This is a genomic window from Mesorhizobium sp. M7A.F.Ca.MR.148.00.0.0 (assembly GCF_003997735.1).
In the GTDB taxonomy this organism is placed as follows: Bacteria; Pseudomonadota; Alphaproteobacteria; order Rhizobiales; family Rhizobiaceae; genus Mesorhizobium.
In genome coordinates this window covers 1-22,562 of sequence record NZ_RZTB01000097.1, presented here as the reverse complement: position 1 = coordinate 22,562, position 22,562 = coordinate 1, and the positions used below count along the sequence as shown (strand labels likewise).

The following is a 22,562-nucleotide window of genomic DNA, read 5'->3' as shown; positions in this document are numbered from 1 at the left end:
TACTTCAATTCCACCCACACCGGCGCATGGTCGCTGGCGCCGTCCTCGCCGCGCATGTCGCGGTCGATGCCGGCGGCGGTCAGGCGACGTGCCGGTTTCTTCGACAGCAGGATGTGATCGAGCCGGAGGCCCGCATCGCGCGGCCAGCGGTTGCGGCGATAGTCCCAGAATGTGTAAAGCGTTTCCTTCGGATGCTTCTTGCGCAGGGCATCAACCCAACCCTGGTCGAGCAGGCGCTGGAACGACGCCCGGCTTTCCGGCTGCACCAGCGCGTTGTCGTCATAGGAGCGGGTGGCGTAGATATCGCGCGGCTCGGGCACGATGTTGTAGTCGCCGGCCAGCACCACCGGCAGGCCGGTGTCGAGCAACTGTTCGGCATGTGCCTCCAGCCGCGCGTGCCAGGCGAGCTTGTAGGCGAATTTCGGGCCGGGCTGAGGATTGCCGTTCGGCGCATAGAGACAAGCGACAATGATGCCGTTCACCGCCGCCTCGATATAGCGGCTCTGCCTGTCGGCATCGTCGCCGGGCAAGGCATCGCGGGTCAGCACCGGTTCCGAACCCCGCGCCAGGATGGCAACACCGTTCCACGTCGGCTCGCCCTTCCACACCGCGCCATAGCCGGCCGCCGCCAATGCCGAGCGCGGAAACTGCATGTCGCGCGCCTTCAGTTCCTGCAGGCACACGACATCGGGCTTTGCCACAGCCAGCCATCCCAGCAGGTTTTCAAGCCGGCTGTTGATGTTGTTGATGTTGAAGGAGGCGATCTTCATCGCTTCAGGAAGCGATCCGACCCGACCACGCCTTGACCGTCTCGGCCAGCGTCTTCAGATGATCGGCCGCCGAAAATCCCGAGATGTTCTCCGACCACGCCTTGACCGTCTCGGCCAGCGTCTTCAGATGGTCGGCCGCCGAAAATCCCGAGATGCTCTTGCGTGGCTTGAGATCATGGTTGCCATCCTCCAGCCAGATCACCTCGATGCGATCGGAAAGGTCATAAGTCGCAACCTCGTCCCTGGTGCCGAACTCGTCGCGGGTACCCTGGAAGATCAGCGTCGGCGTCTTCAGATCGGCAAGGTGTTTGGTGCGCAATTGCTCGGGCTTGGCCGGCGGATGGAAGGGATAGCCGAGGCAGACCAGCCCTGAAATCTCGCCCTTGGCAAACATCTCGTCGGCGACCATGGAGGCGACGCGCCCACCCATCGACTTGCCGCCGATGATCAGCGGTCCCGTCACGCCCTTTGCCCTGAGGTCGGCTGTCGCCTTGATATATTCCGGATTCACCGTCTCGGCCCGCGGCGGCGGTTTGCGGTGGCCGTAGCGGCGGGCAGCCATGTAGTGGAATTCAAAGCGCGCGACCTGTAAGCCGGCCGCGGCCAGCGCCTTGGCGGTGGCGGTCATCGAAGGCGAATCCATCGACGCGCCCCCTCTGCCCTGCCGGGCATCTCCCCCACAAGGGGGGAGATTGGCTGTCATCGCGGCCTTCGCCAATCATGCTCACCCCGCCGTCCGCGCCAGCTGCAGATCCACGAACTGCACGCCCTTGGCTGCAACCCGCGCCCATTCCGAATCCGCGTCGAGTTCGAGATAGCGCACCCACAGCCGCCGCGCCTCCGGCAGATTGCCGGCGTCGAATTCCAGTCGGGCGAGGTTGAACACCGGATCGGCATAATTCTTGTCGAGCGCGATCGCCTTCTGCAGGTGCCTTCGCGCCGAGGCTTCGCGACCTTGCTCGCTCATCAGTCCGGCCAGGTTGAACCACGCCTCGACGAAGGCTGGATCGAGTTTTATCGCGTTGATATAGTCATGCGCGGCGTCCGCGGCGTGGCCACCGGCGCGCAGGCAGTTGGCGCGGTTGAAGGCGGCAATCGCATCGCTCGGATCGATGGCGAGACAGCGCTGGTAGAGCGCGGCGGCCCCATCATGGTCGCCCTGCTCCTCCACCGCTTCCGCCTCGGCGAACAGCTCCTCCAGCGTGTCGTCACCCTCTGCCCCGGCTGTTCCGAGATCGAACAGCAACTGCCCATCGAGTTCGCTCTGGCCGCCTTCGAGATAGATCGCGTCGGCGCGCCCATGCTGCGAGCCGACATTGAGCGACTTGGCGGTCAGCGACGCCACCGGGCCGGAGCGGTGGACGGAGCGCGCGATCGCCCCCCATGTCGCGCCGCCGGCGATGAGCCCGGCATATTTGCGCGCCAGGATCAGGTCGCGGAAGGAATAAGGTTCTGTGTCATGCTCGAACGCATCGAACAGCGACAAAAAATCGAGGTCGGAGCCTGATAGCCGCGACTGATCGATCAGCGATTGCCGCGACAGTGAAGACGCCTCCGGTGTCTTCATCAGTCCGAGAAGGCGCAGGAATCCGTTCTCGCTGATCAGCGTTCGACCGGCCGCGCGCTCGGCGGCGACACTGCGCTCGATCCCGGCATCGCCGTTTTTGACGAGGCCTGCCCTGGCGAGAAGTGTCCGGCCGAAGACGACATGCGTGGTGCGCCTGGTGACACCGCGCCGCAGCTGGCCGTGCTGGCGTTCCACTTCCCGCGCAGCCAGCCTGAGCGGAAAAGCCGCCAGTGCGCCTATCGTGCCGAAAACAGCGCCGGCCGGTGCCGTCATTTCTTGCTCTTGCCGACCGCCTTCAGCAGATTGGCCTTCAACGGATTTTCAGCAGCACCACCCGCTGCCGCCTTCTTCGCGGCGGGCTTGGCAACCTCGTCGGCCTTGCTTTTCGATTTGGCCGGCGGCTTCGATTGCGACAGGCTGGCCTTCAGCGCATCCATCAGGTTGATGACATTGCCGCGCTCGGGTGCCGCCGCGATGATCGGCTTGTGGCCTTTCAGCTTCTCGCGGATCATCGTCATGAGTGCCGCCTCGTAGCGGTCCTCATAGTTCTTCGGATCGAAGGTGGTTTCCTTCTGCTTGATCAGCGCTTCGGCGAGCTGCAGCATTTCGGGGTCGGGCTTGCCGGCCGGGATATTGCCGAAATATTCAGCCGTGCCGCGTACTTCGTTCGGGTTCCTCAAGGTGCACACGAACATACCGTTCTCGCGCGCGCCGATCGTCACCACGCGCTCGCGGCTGGACAGCACCAGGCGGGCGATCGCCAGCTTGCCGGATTTGCGCATCGCTTCGCGCAGCACGGCAAAGGTCTCTTCCGCCATCGCACCGTCGGGCGCCATGTAGTAGGGCGCGTCCTGATAGATGACGTCGACCTCGTCCTCGTCGACGAAGGCCTCGATGTTCATCGTGTGATTGGATTCGATGCGCACCGCATCGAGGTCGGCATCATCGATGATGATGTACTGCTTGTCCTCGTATTCGTAGCCCTTGACCAGATCAGCACGCTCGACGAGCCCCAATTCGGGGTCGACCGGTTTCATGTTGATGCGGTTATGGGTCTTCTTATGCAGCTGGTTGAAGCTGATGCGCTCGCTGGCGCTGGTGGCGGGATATAGCCGCACCGGACAGCTCACGAGGCTGAGTTTGAGGTAACCTTTCCAACTTGCCCTGGGCGCCATGAAACACTCCTACGCGGCCATGCACTGACATTTGCTGCAGCGCTTTTCGTCCGAAGGACGATTGGCGCCGAGGAAATCCTACACCGACCCCACACGATACAGGCAAATCCCTGACGAAATCTTCCGGTACGTCTTTGAGGTCGTGGCGGAGAGAATAATTCAAATTGTCGGAAGCGTCGATGGACTTGGAATTGAGACGCTGGCGGGACTGCGCCCTCATCTCGCGACTACTTCCTCGTTCCCTCGAACACTGGCAAATCCCGCGCGAACTCGTCGATCTCGGCCCACGGATCGCCCGACGTCGCCAGCAGCCCCGGCAGGGAGGAATAGTTCAGATCCTGCGGCGCATCGATGGATTCCAGATCGCTCCAGCTCACCGGGGTAGAGGCCGGCAGATTGGTGCGGGCGCGCAGCGAGTAAGGTGCTGCCGAGGTGTGGCCGCGCGCATTGCGATGATAATCGATGAAGATGCGCTTCTTGCGATTGTCCTTGCCCATGGTGGTGGTGAATGTGTCCGGCGCCGTTGTCGCCAGATGCGTGGCGATCGCGCTGGTCGCCTGGTGCAGTTTCTTCCAGTTCTGCTTGCCCGTCACCGGCACGGTGATGTGGATGCCGCTGCCGCCGGAGGTCTTGGCGAACGGCACCAGCCCCAGGCGCTCCAATTCGCCCTTGATGTGCACGGCGGCCTCGACCACCTCGCGCCAGGTGATCCCTTCTCCCGGATCGAGGTCGAGGACGATCTGGTCGGATTCGCCCTTGATGTGCACGGCGGCCTCGACCACCTCGCGCCATGAAATCCCCTCGCCCGGATCGAGGTCGAGGACGATCTGGTCGGGTCTGTCGAGGCTGGTGCGGTGGGTGCCCCAGGTATGGAACTCGACGACGCCGAACTGCGCCAGCGCCAGATACCCTTTCGCGCCTTCGACCGAGAGATAGGATTTGGTCTCGCCCTCGGAATTTGTCGCCTCGAATGTCACCACCGAGGGCGGCATGCCGGTGAAGGCGTGGCGCTGGAAGAAGCAATCCTTCGGCAGGCCGGTCGGGCAGCGCACCAGCGACACCGGCCGACCGAGGATGTGCGGCAGCATGAAATCGCCGACCAGCGCATAATAGACGGCGATGTCGAGCTTGGTCGGGCCGGTCTTGCCGAACAGCCGGCGCGTCGGATTAGTCACCCAGATGGTGGCAAGGTCGGCCTCGGCGATCAGCCGCTTGCGTTTGGACGAGACCGGCGTCGACAGGCCGACATCCCTCAAACCGCGGAAGACGCCGTGGCGCAGTGCGTTGTCCGATGTGCGGTTGGCGTAATGGATGCGCGCCGACAGCAGCGGCCGCACCCAGTTCATCTCGCGCATGATTTCGCGCGGGACGCCCTCGGGCGGGGTGGCGCCTTCCCGCAGCGGCTCCAGCCTGGCGAGCAACTCACCCGCGGTGGCGGCATCGAAACCGGTGCCGACCTTGCCGCGATAATGCAATTCACCATCCTCAAACTCTGCCATGCCGAGCGCCGCCAGCCCTTCGGCCGCATCGGAGATGGTGAAGCCTGCGATGACGAAGTCGTCCGACAGCAACGCCTTGGTCTTGGTCCAGCTTTTGCTTCGGCCGCTCTGATAGATGGCCGTGGCGCGCTTGGAGACGACACCCTCCAGCCCCAGTTCCGACGCCTGGTCGTAGAGCCCCTGCCCCGAGCCCTCGACATGGTCGGAGAACTGGATGGCGGAATTGGCACCGAGGCCCGACAGCATCTGCGCCAGCAGCGCCTTGCGCCGGACCAGCGGCGCCTTGGTCAGGTCCCAGCCGTCGAGATGGAGAAGATCGAAGGCGTAGAAATGGAGCTTGCTGCCGGCGCCCTGCGCCAGCGCATCCTGCAGCAGCGCGAAGCGGCTGATGCCCTTGGCATCGAGCACCACGATCTCGCCGTCGATGATGGCGTCGCGGCACGGCAGTTTGGCGAACGCATGCGGCAGGTCGCCATAGCGCTTCGTCCAGTCGATGCCGCCACGGGTGATCAGCTTGGCCGCGCCCTCAGTAAGATGCGCCATGGTGCGGTAGCCGTCGAATTTGATTTCGTGCAGCCAGACCTGTTGGGTGTCCTCGCCATCCGGTGGTTTTGGCACCTGCGTCGCCAGTTGCGGCTCGATACGAGCAAGCATGGGGGCCTTGAACGCGCCCGGCAGCGTGCTGGGCTTCAGCGATCCCTGTCTGGGCGCGGGTTTGGCGGCTGGCTTCGCCGGCGCCGCCAGCTCCTCGATGCGCAATCCGGATTTGACGCTTTCCGGCCGGGCCGTGAGGATGTCAAGCGCGGTGTCGGCGGCGAGGTCGCGCTCCTTGAACAGCAGCCAGTTCTTCTTGTTTTCGTCTTCGCCGGGTTTCGGCTTCAGCCGGGTCAGCATCCAGCCGCCATTGAGCTTATAGCCGGCCAGCCGGAACTTGAAGGCGCCGGTGCGCAAGCTCTTTTCGACATCGTCCATCGGCGCCCAGCTGCCGGTATCCCAGACGATCATCGGCCCGCCGCCATACTCGCCTTCGGGAATGACACCCTCGAAGTCGATATATTCGAGCGGATGATCCTCGGTCTCGACCGCCAGCCTCTTGTCGGCCGGATTGAGCGAAGGCCCGCGCGGCACCGCCCAGCTTTTCAAGACATCGCCGACCTGTAGGCGCAGATCATAATGGTCTGCGGTGGCGTGGTGCTTGTGGACAACGAAGCGGTTGCCTTCGTCCGTGATGAGGCCGCCTGCCGGTTCCGGCGTTTTGGAAAATTCACGCCTCGCGCGGTAGGATTGGAGCTTTGGCGGGGTGGTCATGGCAAAGGTCGAAGCACCGAGGCCAGGAACAAGCCAGTCGCGCTCAATCGTCAGCAGCCGGCGTCAACTCGAGCTCCGCCGGCGACAGTCCTTGCTGCAGCTGGCTCAGCCGGAATTCGTCGACCCAATAGGCCTCGCCGTCGACCAGAACCCGGGCCTGGTAGGTGCCTGCCGAAAAACGCTGCGCGGTGATGTAGACCTTGTGACGATCGAGCGCCTTGCGCACCGCGGCGCGCTTGGAATTCTGACCTGTGACGGGACTGAACATGACACTGCCCTCGGTCGCCCCAGACACACAACGCGGCCGCTGCCGGCAGCCTGACGACTGGGTCAAGGATGGCGGAGACGCGCCGTCCTGTCAATTTCGCGGACAGCGCAGGATGCGGCCCGGTCAAATTTACCAATCTTTTGAAGATGTTTGGGCCTTGGCCTGAATCAAGACGTGAAGCGCGCCGCCAAACAATCGCCCGTCGCTGCCGCCCTGCTACGCGGCCGGCATGCCCGAATGAGCAGATTTTTGAACTTCCGTGCCGATGAGATCGAGTGTCACCGCCGCAACGTCGGCAACCTGGAGCCGCTGGACGCAATAGACCCCACCGGCGTTGTTTTCTTTACACACACCTGGAGCGATGCATGGGCAAGGCATGGGCGGCTGGAGCGTCCGGTTGGGAACACCGAACGGGCCCCATTGCTCTGGCGACGTCAGACCGTACAGCCCCACCCCTGGAGTTCCGACAGAGGCCGCGATGTGCATCGGGCCGCTCTCATTGCCAAGAAAGATCGACGCTTCGGCCAACAATGCCGTCAGGACCTCAAGCGAGGCTTTTCCCACGACACTTGCGACCGGCGATGCTGCCACTTCAAGGATCCTTTGCGCGGCAAGCCCTTCATCCGGCCCGCCAACAAGGAGGGATCGCAGCCCGGTTTTGGCGTATACTTCGTCGATGACCGCAGCAAAATGTTGCGGCGGCCAGCAACGGCCTTCAAACCTCGCGCCGGCATGCACGGCCACGTACGACTTCTTCGCCAAAGCGTTTTCCGCAAGAAGCCTGGCACACTCTTCCTGGGCAGTACTGGTTGGCTGCAGCCGAGGTGTTGGATCCTCACAATCCAGCCCAAGGGCGCGGAGTGGAGACAGGTTCCTGTAGAGATAATGCGGTCCGCCATGTCCGAAGGTCGCGGCGAGAACGTTTGCAAGCTGGATTTCCCAGAACTTCATCGGATGCTCGGAAGGATCGAAGCCGACGCGAAGTGGAGCGCCGATCAAACGATGCATGATCCGCGAGGTTTTTGAATCGGTAAGGTCGATGCTAAGATCAAATCTTCGATGCCGCAGATCAGAGATGACGCCACGATAGTCGCTCAAACGCTTGCGCAGAGTCCTTCCTCTGCCACGGGATTCAAAGCCAACGGCAACATCGGCGATCCCTTGCGCGACGATGAACTCCTTGAGACCCGGCGCACAAAGCATGGTCACCGATGCTTGTGGATAAGAAAGACGTAGATTGCGAACCAAAGCAGATGTCAGAACGACATCTCCAATGTACTTCGTTTGAATAATGAGGATGGAACGAATCCCATCTCCTACACTTGCATTCATCGAGATGATCTGCCGAAAACGCCAACTTAAAAAAATCCGCCCGCGACACTCATTTCTGAACGTCAAGCTGCGCTTTCAAATATACAGCTAACCAACCCTGTCAACAAGCTTCCCGTGCCGGCCTTGGTGCCTCTGCATCGGTCGCCGCAGGACCAGCAAGCGCTCCTCCTCAGTCCTTCAGTCGCCGCAAGCGGCGCGTCAGGCCCTGGACGGCCTTGAGCAGCCGGGGACGCGACCGCGTCATGCCTTCGACCCGGCTGCGCAGCAAAATGGCTGCGTTCGCAGCCCTGCCCCGCACCGTCACCGGTTCACAGATCTCGGCCAGAACCGAGCTCGAGGCACCGATATGTTGCTTGTAGCCCTGGCCGCCGACCGACAGGTCGAAATAGTCGAAGCCCCGCTCGCATCCCCACATCATCAGCTTGCCCATCGTCGTCAGGCCGGGTGAGACATTGGCGACCGCATTCTGGTCGATGCCGAGCAGGAGGGCGTGAAGTGTGCCTTTTCTGACCAGCACATAGATGGAGGCGAGCCAGGCTTCACCGACGCGTAGTCCGAAGAGCCGCACCGATCCGTGAGCCGCAGTTCCAACAGCGCATCCAGGAGCTCCTCGGCCAGATCAGGCGTGTCGGCTTCGACCAAAGCGAGGCCACCAAGCTGTTCGAAGCCGCGGCAATGCTTGCGGAAGGCCTTGGCGAAGGACGGCTTGCATATCCGCTTGATGAGCGTCTCCGGATCACCATGCAGGACGAGGCCGGAGCTGACCTGGATGGAGTCGCGCGCCACCGAAAGCAATGCCAGCGGATTGGCCACGCCGTGGACCTGCTGCGGAATTCCCGCGATATGGATGCGATCCGCCGGTGGCAGCACGGCACGGACCGCCGCCCACATGGCGTCGGCACTCTGCCTGGTCCACTCTATCCCATCCGCCAGCAGCGGCACCGCGTAGTCGCACACGCGGCAGCTCAGCCATTCGATCACGTGGTGGCCGAGAGCCCGGCGCCGCATCAGCGGCAACAGCATGGCCGGCGCGCCGGTCACTGCGTCACTCACCTCGACGAGGACCAGATCCGCGTCTTTGGGCATCAGCCGTGCGGCGATTCCTTCGACCCAGGCATAATGCTGGTGGGCAGTGCAGACGCCGTGAGCTTCAAGGAGCAGCCATAGCAGCCTTACGCTGTCGAAGCTGGTGTGCAGCCGAGCCGTGAAGTGCGCGGTTGCATCAACGTTGGCGACAGTCGGGGAAACCGGCCCACCGGGCAAATCCTTTATCGGAGTCGTTCCCGCCGCGTAGCTTGCCACATGCTTCTCCCGTCATTCTGATCCCCCGCGCAGGCGCCGCAAACCCCGCATCAGTCCCTGGAGCCTCTTCAGCAGCCGAGGTTTGGAGCGCACGAACACCTCGGCCCGGTTGCGGATCTCGATGGCTGCGCTCACGGCGCTGCCTCGCACCGTAATCCCGTGGCAAAGCTCGCGCAGACCCGAACCCAAGGCACCCATATGTTCCTTATAACTCTGGTTGCCTACCGACAGGTCGAAATAATTGAAATCGCGCCCGCGCGCCCAGCTCATCAACTTGCCCATGATCAGAAGTCCCGGCGAGACATTGGGCACCGCGCCCTGATCGATTGAGATCAGCAGAGCATGAACGGTGACTTGATGGATCAGCAGGTATTGGACCGCGATAAGAGTTTCACCCACACGCAACCCGAAGAGCCGCACCGACCCATCTGACAGGCCCTCGAGAGCAGCGTTTCGATAGAAGTCGACAACCGCCGCCTGCGTCAGCAGGTCGAAGCGGCCCAGTTCGCGAAAGCGGCTGAGCCGCATCCGGACCAGGCCGGCGAAGATGACCTCCACCAGGGCCGGCGTGTTGGCTTCGATCAGTTCCACGCCGCCAAGCCGTTCGAGGCGACGCCAGTCCTTGTTGAAAGCCTTGACGAAGGATGGCCGGCATAGGCGCTTGAGGACGGTTTCCGGATCGCCGTCGATGGCGAGGCCGAAGCTGGTATGCAGGGAATCGCGCGTGGCCGCCAACAAGGCCAGCGGATTGGCGACACCGCTGATCGATTGCGGAATTCCCCTGATCTGGATACGGTCCGCCGGCGGCAGCACGGAACGCACCGCGGCCCACGCGGCCTGCGCCGACTGCGTCGTCCACGGGCTCGCATCGGCCAGCAACGGTGCCGAATAGTCGCAAACGCCACAGCTCAGCCACTCGATCACCCGATGGCGGAAAGCCGGTCGCCGTATCAACGGCACCAGCATTCGCGGCACGCCCGTCACAGCGTCGTTTACCTCCACGATGAGCAGTTCCGCACCTTCCGGCATCAGCCGCGCGACGATTCCCTCGGCCCAGGCATAATTCTGGTGGGCGGTGCACACACCGTCCGCCTGGAGGCGCAGCCAGAGCGGCCTGGCCGCTTCCAGGCTGGTGTGGAGCCGCGCCGTGTATGCATCGTTGGCGACGACGACGGCCGGATGGGAGGACTGGCCATCGGGCGAGCCGGTCACCGCAGCAATTTGCACCGCCTGGACTGCCATATTTTTTCCTATCGCTTTGCCGTGGCGAACGACAGCGTGCGCCGCCACGCGCCCAACCGGCTGTCGCGCGCCTCGTCGGGATGCTCGATATTCCACATGCGGTGATGCGCGAAATACCATGACGCCACGAGCACGAACATCTCCGAGACGGCGGAACCCAACAGCGCCCACGGCGGAGACGCGATTGCCAGCAGGGCCGCGATCAGTGCCAGCCCGACGACCGCGCCGCCCGTCGTGGTGAACGCGACGATCCGAAAATCGCCGAGTATCTCAAGCACGATACGGGGCATGATATAGAGCATGATCGGGACAAAATTCGCGATCACGAAAAGTCCGATGAACCAGGTCGAAGCGTCCTGGAGAGCCTGGGATTTTATCATCGGCAGGATGAACATGATGGCGCATCCATATGCAAGGCCGCCAAACCCCATGACGAGCGCCCAGATCTTGGCCTGCGTCCAGACACGGCCCGTTTCATTGTTCCGCATCAGCCTGGCGAGATCCGGCTGCGTCATGTTGACGAAAGCAAGGCTGATGATGCGCAGCGGGGCAAACAGCACCAGAACCGCCGCCAACGGTGCGTAGGCGGCAGGACCGGCAATGCCGGCGACCAGCAGCGCCAGACATTGACCCTGGATGTTGGTGGTGGTCGCGCTGAATGCCGACCAGCGCAGCTGGGGCCACAGTCTGACATAGCGTCGCCGGGTCGGCATGCGGAAGCTGATGCGAAGCGAGCGGCGAGCCAGCCGGACCAGGACGAAAATGCCGAACACATTTGCCGCGGCTAGTGCATAGAACACGGTCTGCAGCGGGTCTTGGACCAACCAGATCGACAGCCCGGTCAGGACACAGCCGGCGATTGTAAAAGCGCCATCGCTGACGGAGACGACAACCTGCTGGCGCCGTGCGAAGAAAGCCGTGCGCATATGGCTGCGCAACGACCAGGCACCGACGAAGCAGCCGGCGGCAATTCCGCTTGGATCGCCAAGGACATGCATCAGGACTGCCGTGCCGACGGCCATCAGCAACGCCACAATCAGCGCCGCCGTTCCGAACGCCACGTCATAGGTATCGACGCCGGCGCTGTTGGTGCTCTTGCTCATCCAGATGCTGGCGGGAACGGCGGTGAGCGACCTGATATAGGACAGGCCGACACCGCCCATCACCATGCCGATGGCGAAGAGGCCGTAGCCCTGCGCCGACAGCATGTGCAACAGCATGATGTTGAGGGCAAAATGAAAGCCGCTCTGCATCGCCTCGCCGCCGATCATCAGCACGAGGCGTCGAACCAGATGGCTCGGAAACGCTAGCTTCACGGCCGCGTCTCCGCTTCGCGGGCAGCAGGCACCCTGCCCGGCCGCGCGATGGTCGTCTTCAGCTTGTCGGCGGCGATCGCGGTGATCGCCGCGGCCGCGACCGGCTCGCTGAAGATTGCCTCGTAGCGCGCGCGCCCGGCAACGACAAACCCGCGCCAGGCCTCAGGGGCGAGGATGATCTCCTGCAATTTCGCGCCAAGAGCTGCTGCGTCGCCGGGCGGAACATGCCAGCCGGTCTCCCCGTCGCTGACCACTTCCACCAGCCCGCCTATCGCCGACACAAGCGGCGGCCGGCCGTATGCCATCGCCTCGATGGCGACGCGGCCCAGCGATTCCGGACGCCGCGACGGCACGGTGACGATATCAGCCCATCGATAATGCTCCGAAGGGTCGGGAATGAAAGGCAGGACTCTGACGCGCCCGGTAAGCCCCATGGTTTCGACCAGTTCGGCAAGCGCATGCTCGCGCTCAGTGCTTTCGAAGGCGCCGCCGACCAGCCGCACCTCGATCCTCGCCTGGAGTTCCGCCGGCATCGAGGCGATCGCCTCCAGCAGGATCTCCTGCCCCTTGATCCGGTTGATACGGCCAAGCAGCAGCACCCGCAATGGGCGCTTGCCGTCATACGTCATCGGTTCGACCGCCGCCGGCCCGGCAACACCGTTGTAGACGACATACGCACGCGCCGCCTTGGGATCACCAAACGCGGCGCGCGTCGCGCGCGAGTTGAAGATCAGATCGGCATGGCTCCAGCGCATCAGGCCGACGAGTATCCTGCGCATGGCGCCTTCGGGGATTTCGTGGATGTGCAGGACGGCCTTTTGGGGAAGAAGGCGTGCGGCCAGCGCGTAGTCGGCCACGATCGAGGTGTTGACATAGACGAGGTCGCAATCCTTGAGCCGCCGCCACGCCCTGAACACGGCAACCGGCAATCGCGCCATCTCGACGGTCGCAAGGCGCGCAATGGCCTGGCGCCTCAGCACCCAGAGCGGTTCGAAGACGATCCGGCTGGCATGCGCTTCCAGAATCCGCACGATCGGCCCGCTACGCGGTAAAACCACTTCGATGTCGGCCGACGGAAACGCGGCGCGCAGCGCGGCAACGCTCTCCGCGAAGCTGCGGTCAGAACCATAGAGTTCATAACCCTGATGAACGCAGGCAATCCGCATCTTTATATCCCGCCGGGTGCTACAACCATCGCGCTGGGCGATTGTGGCAGAAGCCCGTCCGCAAGAATCATGCCTGGTTCGATACGCCCGACTGCCGGCCGTACGCCCCAGGCATTGCTTCGTTTCGATACAGCTACGCACAGAAGGGTTGACCGAGAATGAAACAACCATCGGCTTCAACACCGTTTTTTTACAACCCCGCGCGATGATCCCTCGCAGGATACCTAAATCGAGAGGTGGCACGGAAGCTGCCATCTGCTCATTATAAATTAAGCAATATCTAATATATCAGACATGTGAAAGTGCCGCCGGCCATGAAACCAGAAACGCCCGCCATTCTGATCCTGGGGACCCGCGGCATACCCGCGGCCCATGGCGGCTTTGAAACCTTTGCCGAAAAACTGGCGCTGTTTCTTGTCGGGCGCGGTTGGAAGGTCGGCGTCTACTGCCAGGATGAGGTCGAGCGGATCGACCAGAGGGTGCGCAGCGAAACCTGGCGCGGCATCGAGCTCATTCACATCCAGGTTTCCTCCAAGGGACCGCGCGCGACGCTGGAATTCGACTGGCAATGCGCCCGCGACGCCGCCCGGCGACCGGGCGTTTGCCTGGTGCTCGGCTACAATGGCGCGGTTTTCCTGACCTGGCTCAGGCTGAAGCGACGCAAGATCTTCACCAACATGGACGGCATCGAGTGGCGCCGCCCAAAATGGGGAATGGCGGCGCGAACCTGGTTCTGGCTCAACGAATGGATCGGCGCATGGGCCTCGCATCGGCTGGTCGCCGATCATCCCGCCATCGCAGATCACCTGGCGACACGCCGGCCGCGCAGCGCCATCGCCACCATTGCCTATGGCGCCGATCCGGTGACATCAGCGCCCGAGGCGCCGGTCCGGGCGCTCGGCCTCGAGCCCGGGCGCTATCTGGTCTCGATCGCGCGCATCGAACCCGACAACAACATCCTGCCGATCGTCGAAGCTTTTTGCTCCGCCAAGCGCGACATGAAGCTGGTGGTGCTGGGAACGCTGTCCGACGACATCCCCTATCATGCCGCCATCCGCAAGGCGGCGAATGGCTCGGTGGTCCTGCCGGGCGCCATTTACGACCAGGCAACGGTGAAGGCACTGCGCTTCCACGCCCGCGCCTATCTGCATGGCCACACGGTCGGCGGCACCAACCCCTCGCTGGTCGAGGCGCTGGCGGCCGGCAACATGGTGATCGCCCACGACAATCCCTACAACAGATGGACCGCCGGGGCTGCGGCGATCTACTTCACCGACAAGGACAGTTGCGCCAAGCGGATGCAGCAGGCGCTGGACGATGATGCCTTGGTCAAGGCCTGCGGCGTTGCCGCCAGGGTGCGCGCCCGCGAAGCCTTTCGCTGGGACGATGTCCTGCTTGCCTATGAAAATGAGGCCTATCATTTGCTCGGCATGACCGCCGCCAAGACCACCGCGATGGACCACGCATCGCCAGGAACCGTATGACAGGCTGGTCGCGCCGGCGGGTGCTGCGGACGGCGCTGTCCACCGCGGCGGCTCTCGGCTCGCTCCCGGTCGCACCAATCGCTCGCGCAGCCGCCGGGCCGCGATTTCGGCGCGGCGTCAACGCCTGGCCCTGGTTCTCGCTGACACGCGAATTTCCCGCTCCGCGCACTGACTATGACTGGCCGCCCTTCCAGTCGCAACGGCCGGTGCCGACCCCGGACGACCTGCGTCGGCTGCGCAGGACCGGGCTCGATTTCATCCGTCTGCCTGTTGATCCCGGCCCTTTCCTGGCCGCCGACGCCATCACGCGCGGCCGGTTGCTGGACATACTTGACGCGGCTGTCACGGCCACTCTCCACGCCGATCTCGGCATCATCGTCAACATCCAGGCCAATGCAGCCACCCATTACTGGAACCCCGACCGCATGGTCTCCAGCACCGCCGCACCCGCCTTCGATCTCTACCGCGGGCTGGTCGGCGAGCTTGCCGGCAGGCTGGCGCGGTTCCAGCCCGGCAGGGTGGCGCTCGAGCCGGTCAACGAGCCGGCGCAGGCCTGCGCGTCGAACGTCTGGTCGCAGATCCAGCTTTCACTTCTGACGGCGGCAAGAGCATCGGCCGCGACCCTGCCGCTGGTCGTCGCCGGCGGCTGCGGCTCGATGGTGAGCGGACTGACCGCGCTCGATCCGGCACCACTGTCCCCGTTCGAGCCGATCCTGTTCACCTTCCACTTCTATGAGCCCTATCTGTTCAGCCATCAGGGGGCACCCTGGATGCGCGAGCCCGTCTACCGGTCGCTCAACAATGTGCCGTGGCCGGCATCCGCCGGCTCGCTGGAACAGACGCTGGCATCGGTCAGGGCGCGCATGGCGCAGGACACCGAAACCCCTGAAGACGCCAAGCAGGCAGCCTATGCCGAGACCGAACGTGTGCTGAAAGTCTATTTCGACGCCCGGCCCGACCGCTGGTTTGTCGACAAATATCTTCGCCAGGTTCGCGACTGGGCCGACGGCCACGGCCTTGCGCCGGAACGCATCATCATGGGCGAGTTCGGCGCGCTGCGCACCGACGCCCGCTATGTCGCCGCCCCCAATCCGGATCGCGCGCGCTACATCGCCGATGTCAGGCGGAGCGCCGAGGAACTCGGCTTCGCCTGGGCACTGTGGGATCTCTTCGATGGCATGGGCATGATGGACGACACCACCCGGGCACTGGACCCCGATATCATCGCGGCGCTTGGCCTGACCATGCCGGCGGACTGACGGGCCTGAACGCTGCCCGCGTCGGCCGGTAAAGCACCAGCGCCAGCACCACGAACTTGGTCAGCAGCGTCGTCTTCGACGCGACGCTTTCCGAGGTGTTGATCAGAATGACCCAGCCCAGCATCGGCAGCCAGATGCCGGGATGGCAGCGGCGCGCCACCTCGAACAGGAACAGCACGAAGCCGAACGTCAGCAAAAGGGTGAAGAAGGCGCCCTGATAGAGGACCGTGCGGATGATCGGGTTCTCGATGCCCTGTTCGAGACCGTTGATGCGGCGCAGGCTGTCAATCAGGTCGACATCCGGCCCCACGATCAGATCGCGTAATTCCAGGTGCTTGAAGAGCTCGAACATCTCGACGCGGGCATTGGCGCTGCCGCTGTCCGACACGAAGCGCTCCAGCAGCGCGTCGAAAAAGCCATAATATGCCGCCACGATGATGACGACCGGCAGCAGCGCGGCAAGCATGAAGCCGAGTGCCGCACCCAAGAGATTGACGCGTCCCCGGCGCAATTTGCTGATGCCCTTGGAAAGCAGATAGCAACCGCCCAGCACAATCGTCATCACCATCGCCGAACGGCCGCCGAACGCGACAAGTGCCGCGCATTGCAGGCCGATCAATCCTATCCGCACAGGCGTCGACAGGGATCTGGCACCGGAGAGCAGCGCAAGCACGTAGATCGACGTCACCATGGCATTGGCGAGCGGATGTCCCTGCAGAGCGCTCGAGCGCAGATCGGTGGTAAACGCCACGCCGTCCAGGCGATAGGGGAAGATAAGCGTCTTGGTGGCGAACTCGAAAAGGGCAAGCAGCGCATTCGCCGTCATGACAACGTGAACGACGGTCTGCAGCCCGGCGAATGTCCGTTCGTCGTCCTCGCTGAGCATCAGTACCAGAAGTGCCGCGGCCACGAACGTATCGATCATGCCAGCCATGCCGGGCCGCTGCCTGGCGATGACGACGAACAAAAGCACGATCGATATGGCGGCCATCAGCGCGCTGGCCGGCCGCCTGTCGGCGAGATGGACGATATAGCCGACCGGATTGCCTGACGCACAGGAACGCCAGGCAAACAAGAGGACGATGAGATAGGTTGACGGGTGGATCTTGGTCGCCGGGTTGCCGAACAGGCCATCATAATTGTAGCCGACCAGCCACAGCATGCCGCCCGAGATGCCGAACAGCACCGCTACCGCCGCGATCAGTCCGAAGCGCGTCAGCGCATCGAGCGACGTGCCGGCGCGGGGTGCGGCAGCACCATGGTTCGAAGCGCTTGCGCTCCAACTGGCAGCCATATCAGGCGGCCTCGTCGACCAGCAAGGCGGCCGTCGGCAACCGCCCCATGACGGAAACCGCCTGCGCGGTCGTCGTGACGTCCCGCATCGGGGTGGCGTTCAGCGTGGCGACGAGTACGATCTCGTCGGCCATGGCAACCAGCGGCGAGGCATTGAGATTGTCGGCCAGCGCGCCGCCGTCGATGACGACGAGTTCGAAGCTCCGGCTGGCCCGGGCCAGCATCTGCTGCGCAAAATAGATGCCATGCGCTTCCTGGAAGACCGCCTTTGAGCGGCCCCTGCCCAGCACGGCAACGTTGCTGCCGGCTGCGTAATGGCTGACGGCCTCAAAGGCGTACTCGCCGCGCAGCACATCGAGGATCCCCGGCTGCGGATCCTTCTGGTCGCCGCCGGCATTGGCATCGATGAACAGCACCCGGCTGCCCCTGGACGCCGCGGCATTGGCCAGCAGCCGCGCCACCCGGCTGCGCTGCGCGCCCTCGCCCGGCGACGATGTCACCAGGATGGAAGGCACCAGCGGCCAGTCCGCCGGACGCTGGCCCGAACTGAACATGCGCCTCAGCGCAAGGCCGACAACGGCGTCGGTCTTCTGGCTGGAGGCGGCGGCCGAACTTGCGCCGAAAGGCCACCAGCGCCACCCAGTGCCTGAATTTGCCGGCACCACGCCCAGCACCGGCGCGTCGATGGCCGACTGCATCTGCGCGCTGGAAAGCACCGTCGGCGAGGAATATTCGGCGATCAGCGCCAGACCGGTGCCGAGCCCGAGGCCGCCGAATATCGCGCCCAGCAACAGCAGCGGCAAAGGCGGCCAGCTTTTCTTCAAGGCGGGCATGGCATTGGAGATGATGCGCGCATTGGTGCTGTCGACATTGATCTGCTCGCGCGTTTCCTGGGCGCGCTGGAGATAGTTCGAGTAGACGGAACGCAGCGCCTCGAGATCGCGCTGCAATTCGCGCAGCCGCACCGAGGCCTGGTCGGTGTCGAGCGACTTGCTCTTCATGCCGGCGACCTTGGCTTCCAGCGCCTGCTGGTTGGCCAGCGCCCGTTCGTAGTCCGTCTCGGTGGCGGTGGCGATGCGGCCGAGCTCGCGCGCGATCAGCTGGCGCGTGTCGCGCAGCTGCTGCTGGGCTGCGATCAGCGAAGGATGACGCGGCCCCAGCTCCGTGCCGAGCTGCGAGACCTGGTCGACCAGCGTCGCCTCCTGTGCCCGCAGGCTCGAGATCACCGCCGAGCGCATCGCTTCCGAGGTTGCGTCCGCCGTGCCGCTCTGCCGGCGCATCTGGTCGACCTGCGCCTTCAGCGCCGCGGTGCGGCTCTGCGCCGCCGCAAGCTGCGTGTTGATCTCGGTCAGTTCCTGGTCGCTGACCAGGTTCCCTGCCGCCATCACCATGTTGTTGGCGGACTTGTAGGCCTCGACGGCATTCTCGGCCTGCTGGACGCGTTTGCGCTGCTCGTCCAGCCGGGCGGTGATCGACTCGGAGGCGTCCCTGGCCATTTTCGCGCGCGCGCTCGCCTGATCGACCAGGTAGGCCTGCGCGATGGCGTTGGCCAGGAGGGCGGCCTTGTCGGCGCTCTTGGCGGTGACGATGACGTCGAGGACCAGGACCTTGTCGGCCCGCTTGACCGCCAGGCGCCGGCGCAGCGCGTCGAGTGTCTGCACCGACCTGTCGCCTTCGGCCGATGCCGAACCGAGCAGGCGCGACAGCAAGCCCTGCCCATTGAATTCCGGATCCTGCGTCAGGTTTGTCGCCGCGATCGCCCGCATCAGCACGCCTGTCGACTGGACCACGCTGACCTGGCTCTCGACCTGCGTGATGCCGCCATCGGGCGAGATACGGCTGGGATTGACGTCGTTGGTGACCACCTGCAGGTCCTGCGGATCGATGAGGATTTCCGCCGCCGAGCTGTAGAGCGCGGGCGTGAAAAGACCGTAGAGAAGGGCGACCACCGTCAGCAGTGCGACAGTGCCGAAGATCCAGAACCGGCGGCGCACCAGGATGCGCTTCAGGTCGCCCAGTTCGACAGTCGAAGCTGCGTATGATCCCGCGCGTGCCGCATCCGGAGAGTGTTGCTGAGGAACCATGGGCAGGGATGATTGCATGGCTGCCTCCGACAATACTCCATATGCCGGCAAGGTCAGTTGCGGCGCTAACCTAGCTATTCCTCCAACTGTTAAAACATTGTTAATTATGTTGAGAGGTGACGTGAATTTTGGCACGCGGTTTGCTTAAAAATATACATATCGGGGTGTTGGTTACGCGGCGAGCGGAGACGGATGCAGATGGGGTTACAATTTGACCGGACCGGCCTGGCCGGCAAGGCCGGGCACCGCGTTTTCGGGCCTCCACCATGCAGATAAGTCTACGTCTGGACGGCGACTGCGTCCGCGCCTTTCATCTCACGCTGCTGGAGCGCCTTGCCGCGCTCGGCGACGTCGAACTGTCCGTCGATGTCAGGCCGGCGGGCGGCGGCATTCCGCGCAGCGCCGCAGCCCTGTTTCAACTCGAAACGGCGATCCACGGACTGCCCCATGATGGACTGGCCCATGATGGACTGGCCAAGCGTGTGCCGCTTTCGGCGCTCGCGCCCTATCGGCGGTCCCCCGCTTCGCCTGACCTGGTCGTCGACCTCTGCGGCGATGTCAGGCTGGAAAGCACACGGGTCTGGCGCGTCACCTATGACGGCGCCAGCGGCGAAGCGGCCTTGCTGGCCTCGATCCTCGCCGGCCGCACGCCACTTGCCCGCATCGAGGAGAACGGCGTTGCGATCGCGGCCGGGCGTCTGGGCACAGAATATGGCGGCATCGCGCTGGCGTCCTTCCAGGATATGCTGGCGCGCACGGCAAGCCTGATCGTCGCTGCCATGTCAGGCGCGGCAAAGTCGGTGCCCGATCTGCCAGAGCCGGCGCAGGCAGGCAGCCCGCCGCCAATGCCCTCGGCCGGCAAGCTTGGGGTCAGAGCCGGCAAGGCGCTGGCGAGGCGGATCGTTCAGAAAATCTATCACCTTTGCTACAACGCGCCGCATTGGAAGGTCGGCTGGCGGCAAACCGGGGGCCACGATCTGTTCGACCTGCGCGCGCATCCGGCGTCGGGTTGGCAAGAGTTGCCGGACGATGGCAGCCGCTTCTACGCCGATCCGTTTCCCATCCTCTATCAGGGGCAGCTGACCCTGTTCGTCGAGGACTATATCCACCGGCTCGGCAAAGCCATCATCTCCGCCGTGCCCTTCGGCCCGGCAGGCCCGCTCGGACGACCTGAACCGGTGCTGGATCTGCCCTACCATCTCTCCTACCCCTTCGTCTTCGAGCGCGACGGCGAGGTCTGGATGGTGCCGGAAAGCTGCGCCAACGGCACCGTCGATCTCTACCGGGCCACCGCCTTCCCCGGTGGATGGGTCAAGGAGGCGACGCTTCTGTCCGGTGTCGTGGCCAGCGACGCCACGCTTGTCGAGCATGGCGGCGCCTGGTGGCTGTTCGCGACCGTCCGCGACGGTGGCGGCGCCTTCTCCGACGCGCTGCACCTATGGTCGGCGCCGAATTTTCGCGGCCCCTGGACGCCGCATCCCAAAAATCCCGTGCTGATCGACATTGCCTCGGCGCGGCCGGCCGGCCGCATCGTCAGGCGCGGCAACGACCTGCTGCGCCCGGTGCAGGACTGCCGCAGGAGCTATGGCGCGGCGCTTGGCATCGCACGCATTTCTCACCTTGATTTGATCGGCATGGAGCAGGTCGTTGAAACCATCTTAAATCCAGGTGCGCTATGGAGCGGGCGTAAACTTCACACGCTCAACGAGGCTGGCGGCTTTGAGTTCATCGATGGCTCGGCGATTGCACCGCGCTGGAAGCAGCGGACCCGCGATTAACCTAACCCTTGGTTACTACCAGGCACGCGCTCCGGTTGCTTGCGGTTGATTTAGCTCCGGAAGATATTTTCTATCGGAGATTGTGAAACGTGCAGTTGCCACCAGAAAGGGCAGCAAAATGAGTATCTCAGAGGCTGGCCCGGCCCAAGTCGATGTGGCGATCGTCGGCGCCGGAATGGCCGGCACCACCTTGGCAATGCTGTTGGGACAAGCCGGGTGCAAGGTGGCGCTGATTGATCCGCACCGCGTCCACCACGAGGAATTCCGGGCCGAGAAGATCGGCATGGATCAGATGCTGCTGTTCGAAAAGCTCGGCCTCGATGCTACGGTCAAGCGTCTCGTCACCTCGACAACCGACACATATATTTTCCGCCTCGGCCAGTTTTTCGCGCATGAGAAGAAGGCTGAATTCACATTCTCCTATGGCGCACTGATCAATGGCCTGCGCGACGCCTTGCCTGCGCAAGTGCCGCTGACGGTCGGCAAGGTAACCGAAGTCTCGACTGGACCGGACCGGCAGCGGCTTGTGCTGGCCGACGGCGCCGTCATCGATGCCCGCCTGCTGGTGGTGGCAACCGGTCACGGCGAGGCGGTGCGGCGCGCCGTCGGGGTCGAGCGTATCGAGCAATCGAAGGCGCATTCACTGTCGATGGGATTCGACCTCGCCATCTCGCCGCGGGATTTCGGTCATCAGTCCGTCACCTGCTACAGCAGGCGGGCTGCCGACCGTATCGCCTACATCAGCATCTTTCCCCTCGGCGACAAGATGCGAGCGAACATGTTCGGCTATCGGCAAGTGGCCGAGCCGTGGACGCGGGCGTTTCGCCAGGAACCGCAAAAGATGCTCTGCGAGTTGATGCCCGAAATAGCAGCGCGATGCGGCAACTTCGAAGTCGCAAGTCCTGTCGAGGTCAGGCAGATCAGCCTGAGCACCACGCAAGGCCATCGCCGCGACGGGGTCATCTTCATCGGCGATGCTTTCTGTACCACGTGTCCAACACCGGGCGTCGGCATCGGCCGGGTGATGACCGACGTCGATCAGCTCCATTCGGTTCACATTCCACGATGGCTCGAAACACCAGGCATGGCGGCTGACAAGATCAACGCCTTCTATGACGACCCGGTCAAGGTGGCTGCCGATGAGGATGGCATGCGGGTGAGTTACTATGCCAAGTCGATCACCGCCGGCACCGGACTGGAATGGCGCGCAAGGCGCCTGCGCAACAACACCGCGCGCCGGCTGATGATCATCGGCCGCAAGGTCCGGCATCTGGGAAAACGGCAGGCGCCCATGGCCAATATGCAATAGGGCGCGACCAGTCGCGCCCTATCGATTGCCAATATTGATTGCCTTATAAGGCGAATGCGTCAGACGCCAACCGCTCAGGTTGCCGTCGACTGAGGTGCCGATGGGGTAGTCTGGGCCGTGACGCCCGAAAGCCTGTCGCGCTTCTGCAAGGTTGGTTTCTCGTATTTCTTCACTGTAAAGTGCCCTCCAAATTGGTACGGCGCCAGCAGAACCAATTCCCTGCCCCGTGTCAATTGCGTCATTACTGGTTCTTACGTCGTCTCCTCGCCATCGTGGTCAAACGATTCTTCACTGTTGCATTGCTGCACATATCGGCTCCGACAGGGCACCTCATCCCAGCGCCAATCCTGCTCTCCTCGCCTCCCCGCGCGATGTTGTAAATCGTTTCATCCAGGGTATTTTGGCCATCG

15 protein-coding genes and 2 pseudogenes are annotated in these 22,562 nt (G+C 63.6%); 4 read left to right on the top strand and 13 right to left on the bottom strand.

The genetic code is table 11. The features are described from left to right. The 11 genes and pseudogenes from EOB49_RS26010 to EOB49_RS25955 all read right to left on the bottom strand — a co-directional run. Window positions 1-770: exodeoxyribonuclease III (locus tag EOB49_RS26010; protein WP_127382660.1), on the bottom strand; the 770-nt coding region annotated here is incomplete at its 3' end. A 4-nt stretch (window positions 771-774) separates the two neighbouring features. Then, window positions 775-1,422: pseudogene (locus EOB49_RS26005) on the bottom strand (alpha/beta family hydrolase); the annotation flags it as partial. A 72-nt stretch (window positions 1,423-1,494) separates the two neighbouring features. Further along, the gene (locus EOB49_RS25995) at window positions 1,495-2,610 is read right to left on the bottom strand and encodes a tetratricopeptide repeat protein (RefSeq protein WP_127382658.1); all 1,116 of its coding nucleotides are present in this window, start codon (window positions 2,608-2,610) and stop codon (window positions 1,495-1,497) included. After that, the gene (locus EOB49_RS25990; protein WP_024501732.1) at window positions 2,607-3,512 is read right to left on the bottom strand and encodes a Ku protein; all 906 of its coding nucleotides are present in this window, start codon (window positions 3,510-3,512) and stop codon (window positions 2,607-2,609) included. The genes EOB49_RS25995 and EOB49_RS25990 overlap by 4 nt, the downstream gene beginning before the upstream one ends. Before the next feature lie 227 nt (window positions 3,513-3,739). Further along, entirely contained in the window at window positions 3,740-6,319 is a 2,580-nt protein-coding gene (gene ligD / locus EOB49_RS25985; protein WP_127382657.1) for a DNA ligase D, read from the bottom strand. Window positions 6,320-6,362: 43 nt separating this feature from the next. After that, window positions 6,363-6,587: a hypothetical protein gene (locus EOB49_RS25980; RefSeq protein WP_023813316.1), complete on the bottom strand. Its 225-nt coding sequence runs from the start codon at window positions 6,585-6,587 to the stop codon at window positions 6,363-6,365. Between the two features lie 216 nt (window positions 6,588-6,803). Beyond that, window positions 6,804-7,985: a glycosyltransferase family 9 protein gene (locus EOB49_RS25975; protein WP_348630281.1), complete on the bottom strand. Its 1,182-nt coding sequence runs from the start codon at window positions 7,983-7,985 to the stop codon at window positions 6,804-6,806. Between the two features lie 103 nt (window positions 7,986-8,088). Further along, window positions 8,089-9,221 (bottom strand): annotated as a pseudogene (locus EOB49_RS25970) (GNAT family N-acetyltransferase). 12 nt (window positions 9,222-9,233) lie between these two features. After that, window positions 9,234-10,463, bottom strand: a complete 1,230-nt coding sequence (locus tag EOB49_RS25965) for a GNAT family N-acetyltransferase (protein WP_127382656.1) — start codon at window positions 10,461-10,463, stop codon at window positions 9,234-9,236. Window positions 10,464-10,471: 8 nt separating this feature from the next. Next, window positions 10,472-11,779 carry a hypothetical protein gene (locus tag EOB49_RS25960; protein WP_127382655.1) on the bottom strand — a complete coding sequence of 436 codons (1,308 nt, stop codon included), beginning with the start codon at window positions 11,777-11,779 and terminating at the stop codon, window positions 10,472-10,474. Continuing rightward, on the bottom strand, window positions 11,776-12,945 hold the full coding sequence (locus EOB49_RS25955; RefSeq protein WP_127382654.1) for a glycosyltransferase: 1,170 nt from the start codon (window positions 12,943-12,945) through the stop codon (window positions 11,776-11,778). Before EOB49_RS25955 ends, EOB49_RS25960 begins: the two co-directional genes overlap by 4 nt. Window positions 12,946-13,259: 314 nt before the next feature. Here EOB49_RS25955 and EOB49_RS25950 point away from each other — a divergent pair, with 314 nt between their 5' ends. Next, window positions 13,260-14,429 (top strand): DUF1972 domain-containing protein, encoded by a 1,170-nt coding sequence (locus EOB49_RS25950; protein ID WP_164781810.1) that lies wholly within the window; start codon window positions 13,260-13,262, stop codon window positions 14,427-14,429. Further along, on the top strand, window positions 14,426-15,688 hold the full coding sequence (locus tag EOB49_RS25945) for a cellulase family glycosylhydrolase (protein WP_127382652.1): 1,263 nt from the start codon (window positions 14,426-14,428) through the stop codon (window positions 15,686-15,688). Before EOB49_RS25950 ends, EOB49_RS25945 begins: the two co-directional genes overlap by 4 nt. Here the strand turns inward: EOB49_RS25945 and EOB49_RS25940 are convergent. Beyond that, complete coding sequence (locus EOB49_RS25940; RefSeq protein WP_127272565.1) at window positions 15,651-16,982, bottom strand: VpsF family polysaccharide biosynthesis protein; 1,332 nt, start codon at window positions 16,980-16,982, stop codon at window positions 15,651-15,653. The two genes, EOB49_RS25945 and EOB49_RS25940, sit on opposite strands and share 38 nt — an antisense overlap. A gap of 1 nt (window position 16,983) precedes the next feature. Then, window positions 16,984-19,083, bottom strand: coding sequence for a Wzz/FepE/Etk N-terminal domain-containing protein (locus EOB49_RS25935; protein ID WP_127382651.1), 2,100 nt, complete (start codon window positions 19,081-19,083; stop codon window positions 16,984-16,986). 248 nt (window positions 19,084-19,331) lie between these two features. Here EOB49_RS25935 and EOB49_RS25930 point away from each other — a divergent pair, with 248 nt between their 5' ends. Continuing rightward, complete coding sequence (locus tag EOB49_RS25930) at window positions 19,332-20,843, top strand: formyl transferase (RefSeq protein WP_127382650.1); 1,512 nt, start codon at window positions 19,332-19,334, stop codon at window positions 20,841-20,843. Window positions 20,844-20,961: 118 nt separating this feature from the next. Next, window positions 20,962-22,152, top strand: a complete 1,191-nt coding sequence (locus EOB49_RS25925; protein ID WP_127382649.1) for an NAD(P)/FAD-dependent oxidoreductase — start codon at window positions 20,962-20,964, stop codon at window positions 22,150-22,152. Window positions 22,153-22,562: the final 410 nt, after the last annotated feature.

Excerpts from the sequence above, each read along its gene's own strand:
- EOB49_RS25995 (WP_127382658.1), bottom strand. The coding sequence starts at position 2,610 with ATGACGGCACCGGCCGGCGCTGTTTTCGGCACGATAGGCGCACTGGCG.
- EOB49_RS25990 (WP_024501732.1), bottom strand. The coding sequence starts at position 3,512 with ATGGCGCCCAGGGCAAGTTGGAAAGGTTACCTCAAACTCAGCCTCGTG.
- ligD (WP_127382657.1), bottom strand. The coding sequence starts at position 6,319 with ATGACCACCCCGCCAAAGCTCCAATCCTACCGCGCGAGGCGTGAATTT.
- EOB49_RS25980 (WP_023813316.1), bottom strand. The coding sequence starts at position 6,587 with ATGTTCAGTCCCGTCACAGGTCAGAATTCCAAGCGCGCCGCGGTGCGC.
- EOB49_RS25965 (WP_127382656.1), bottom strand. The coding sequence starts at position 10,463 with ATGGCAGTCCAGGCGGTGCAAATTGCTGCGGTGACCGGCTCGCCCGAT.
- EOB49_RS25955 (WP_127382654.1), bottom strand. The coding sequence starts at position 12,945 with ATGCGGATTGCCTGCGTTCATCAGGGTTATGAACTCTATGGTTCTGAC.
- EOB49_RS25950 (WP_164781810.1), top strand. The coding sequence starts at position 13,260 with ATGAAACCAGAAACGCCCGCCATTCTGATCCTGGGGACCCGCGGCATA.
- EOB49_RS25945 (WP_127382652.1), top strand. The coding sequence starts at position 14,426 with ATGACAGGCTGGTCGCGCCGGCGGGTGCTGCGGACGGCGCTGTCCACC.
- EOB49_RS25940 (WP_127272565.1), bottom strand. The coding sequence starts at position 16,982 with ATGGCTGCCAGTTGGAGCGCAAGCGCTTCGAACCATGGTGCTGCCGCA.
- EOB49_RS25935 (WP_127382651.1), bottom strand. The coding sequence starts at position 19,083 with ATGCAATCATCCCTGCCCATGGTTCCTCAGCAACACTCTCCGGATGCG.
- EOB49_RS25930 (WP_127382650.1), top strand. The coding sequence starts at position 19,332 with ATGCAGATAAGTCTACGTCTGGACGGCGACTGCGTCCGCGCCTTTCAT.
- EOB49_RS25925 (WP_127382649.1), top strand. The coding sequence starts at position 20,962 with ATGAGTATCTCAGAGGCTGGCCCGGCCCAAGTCGATGTGGCGATCGTC.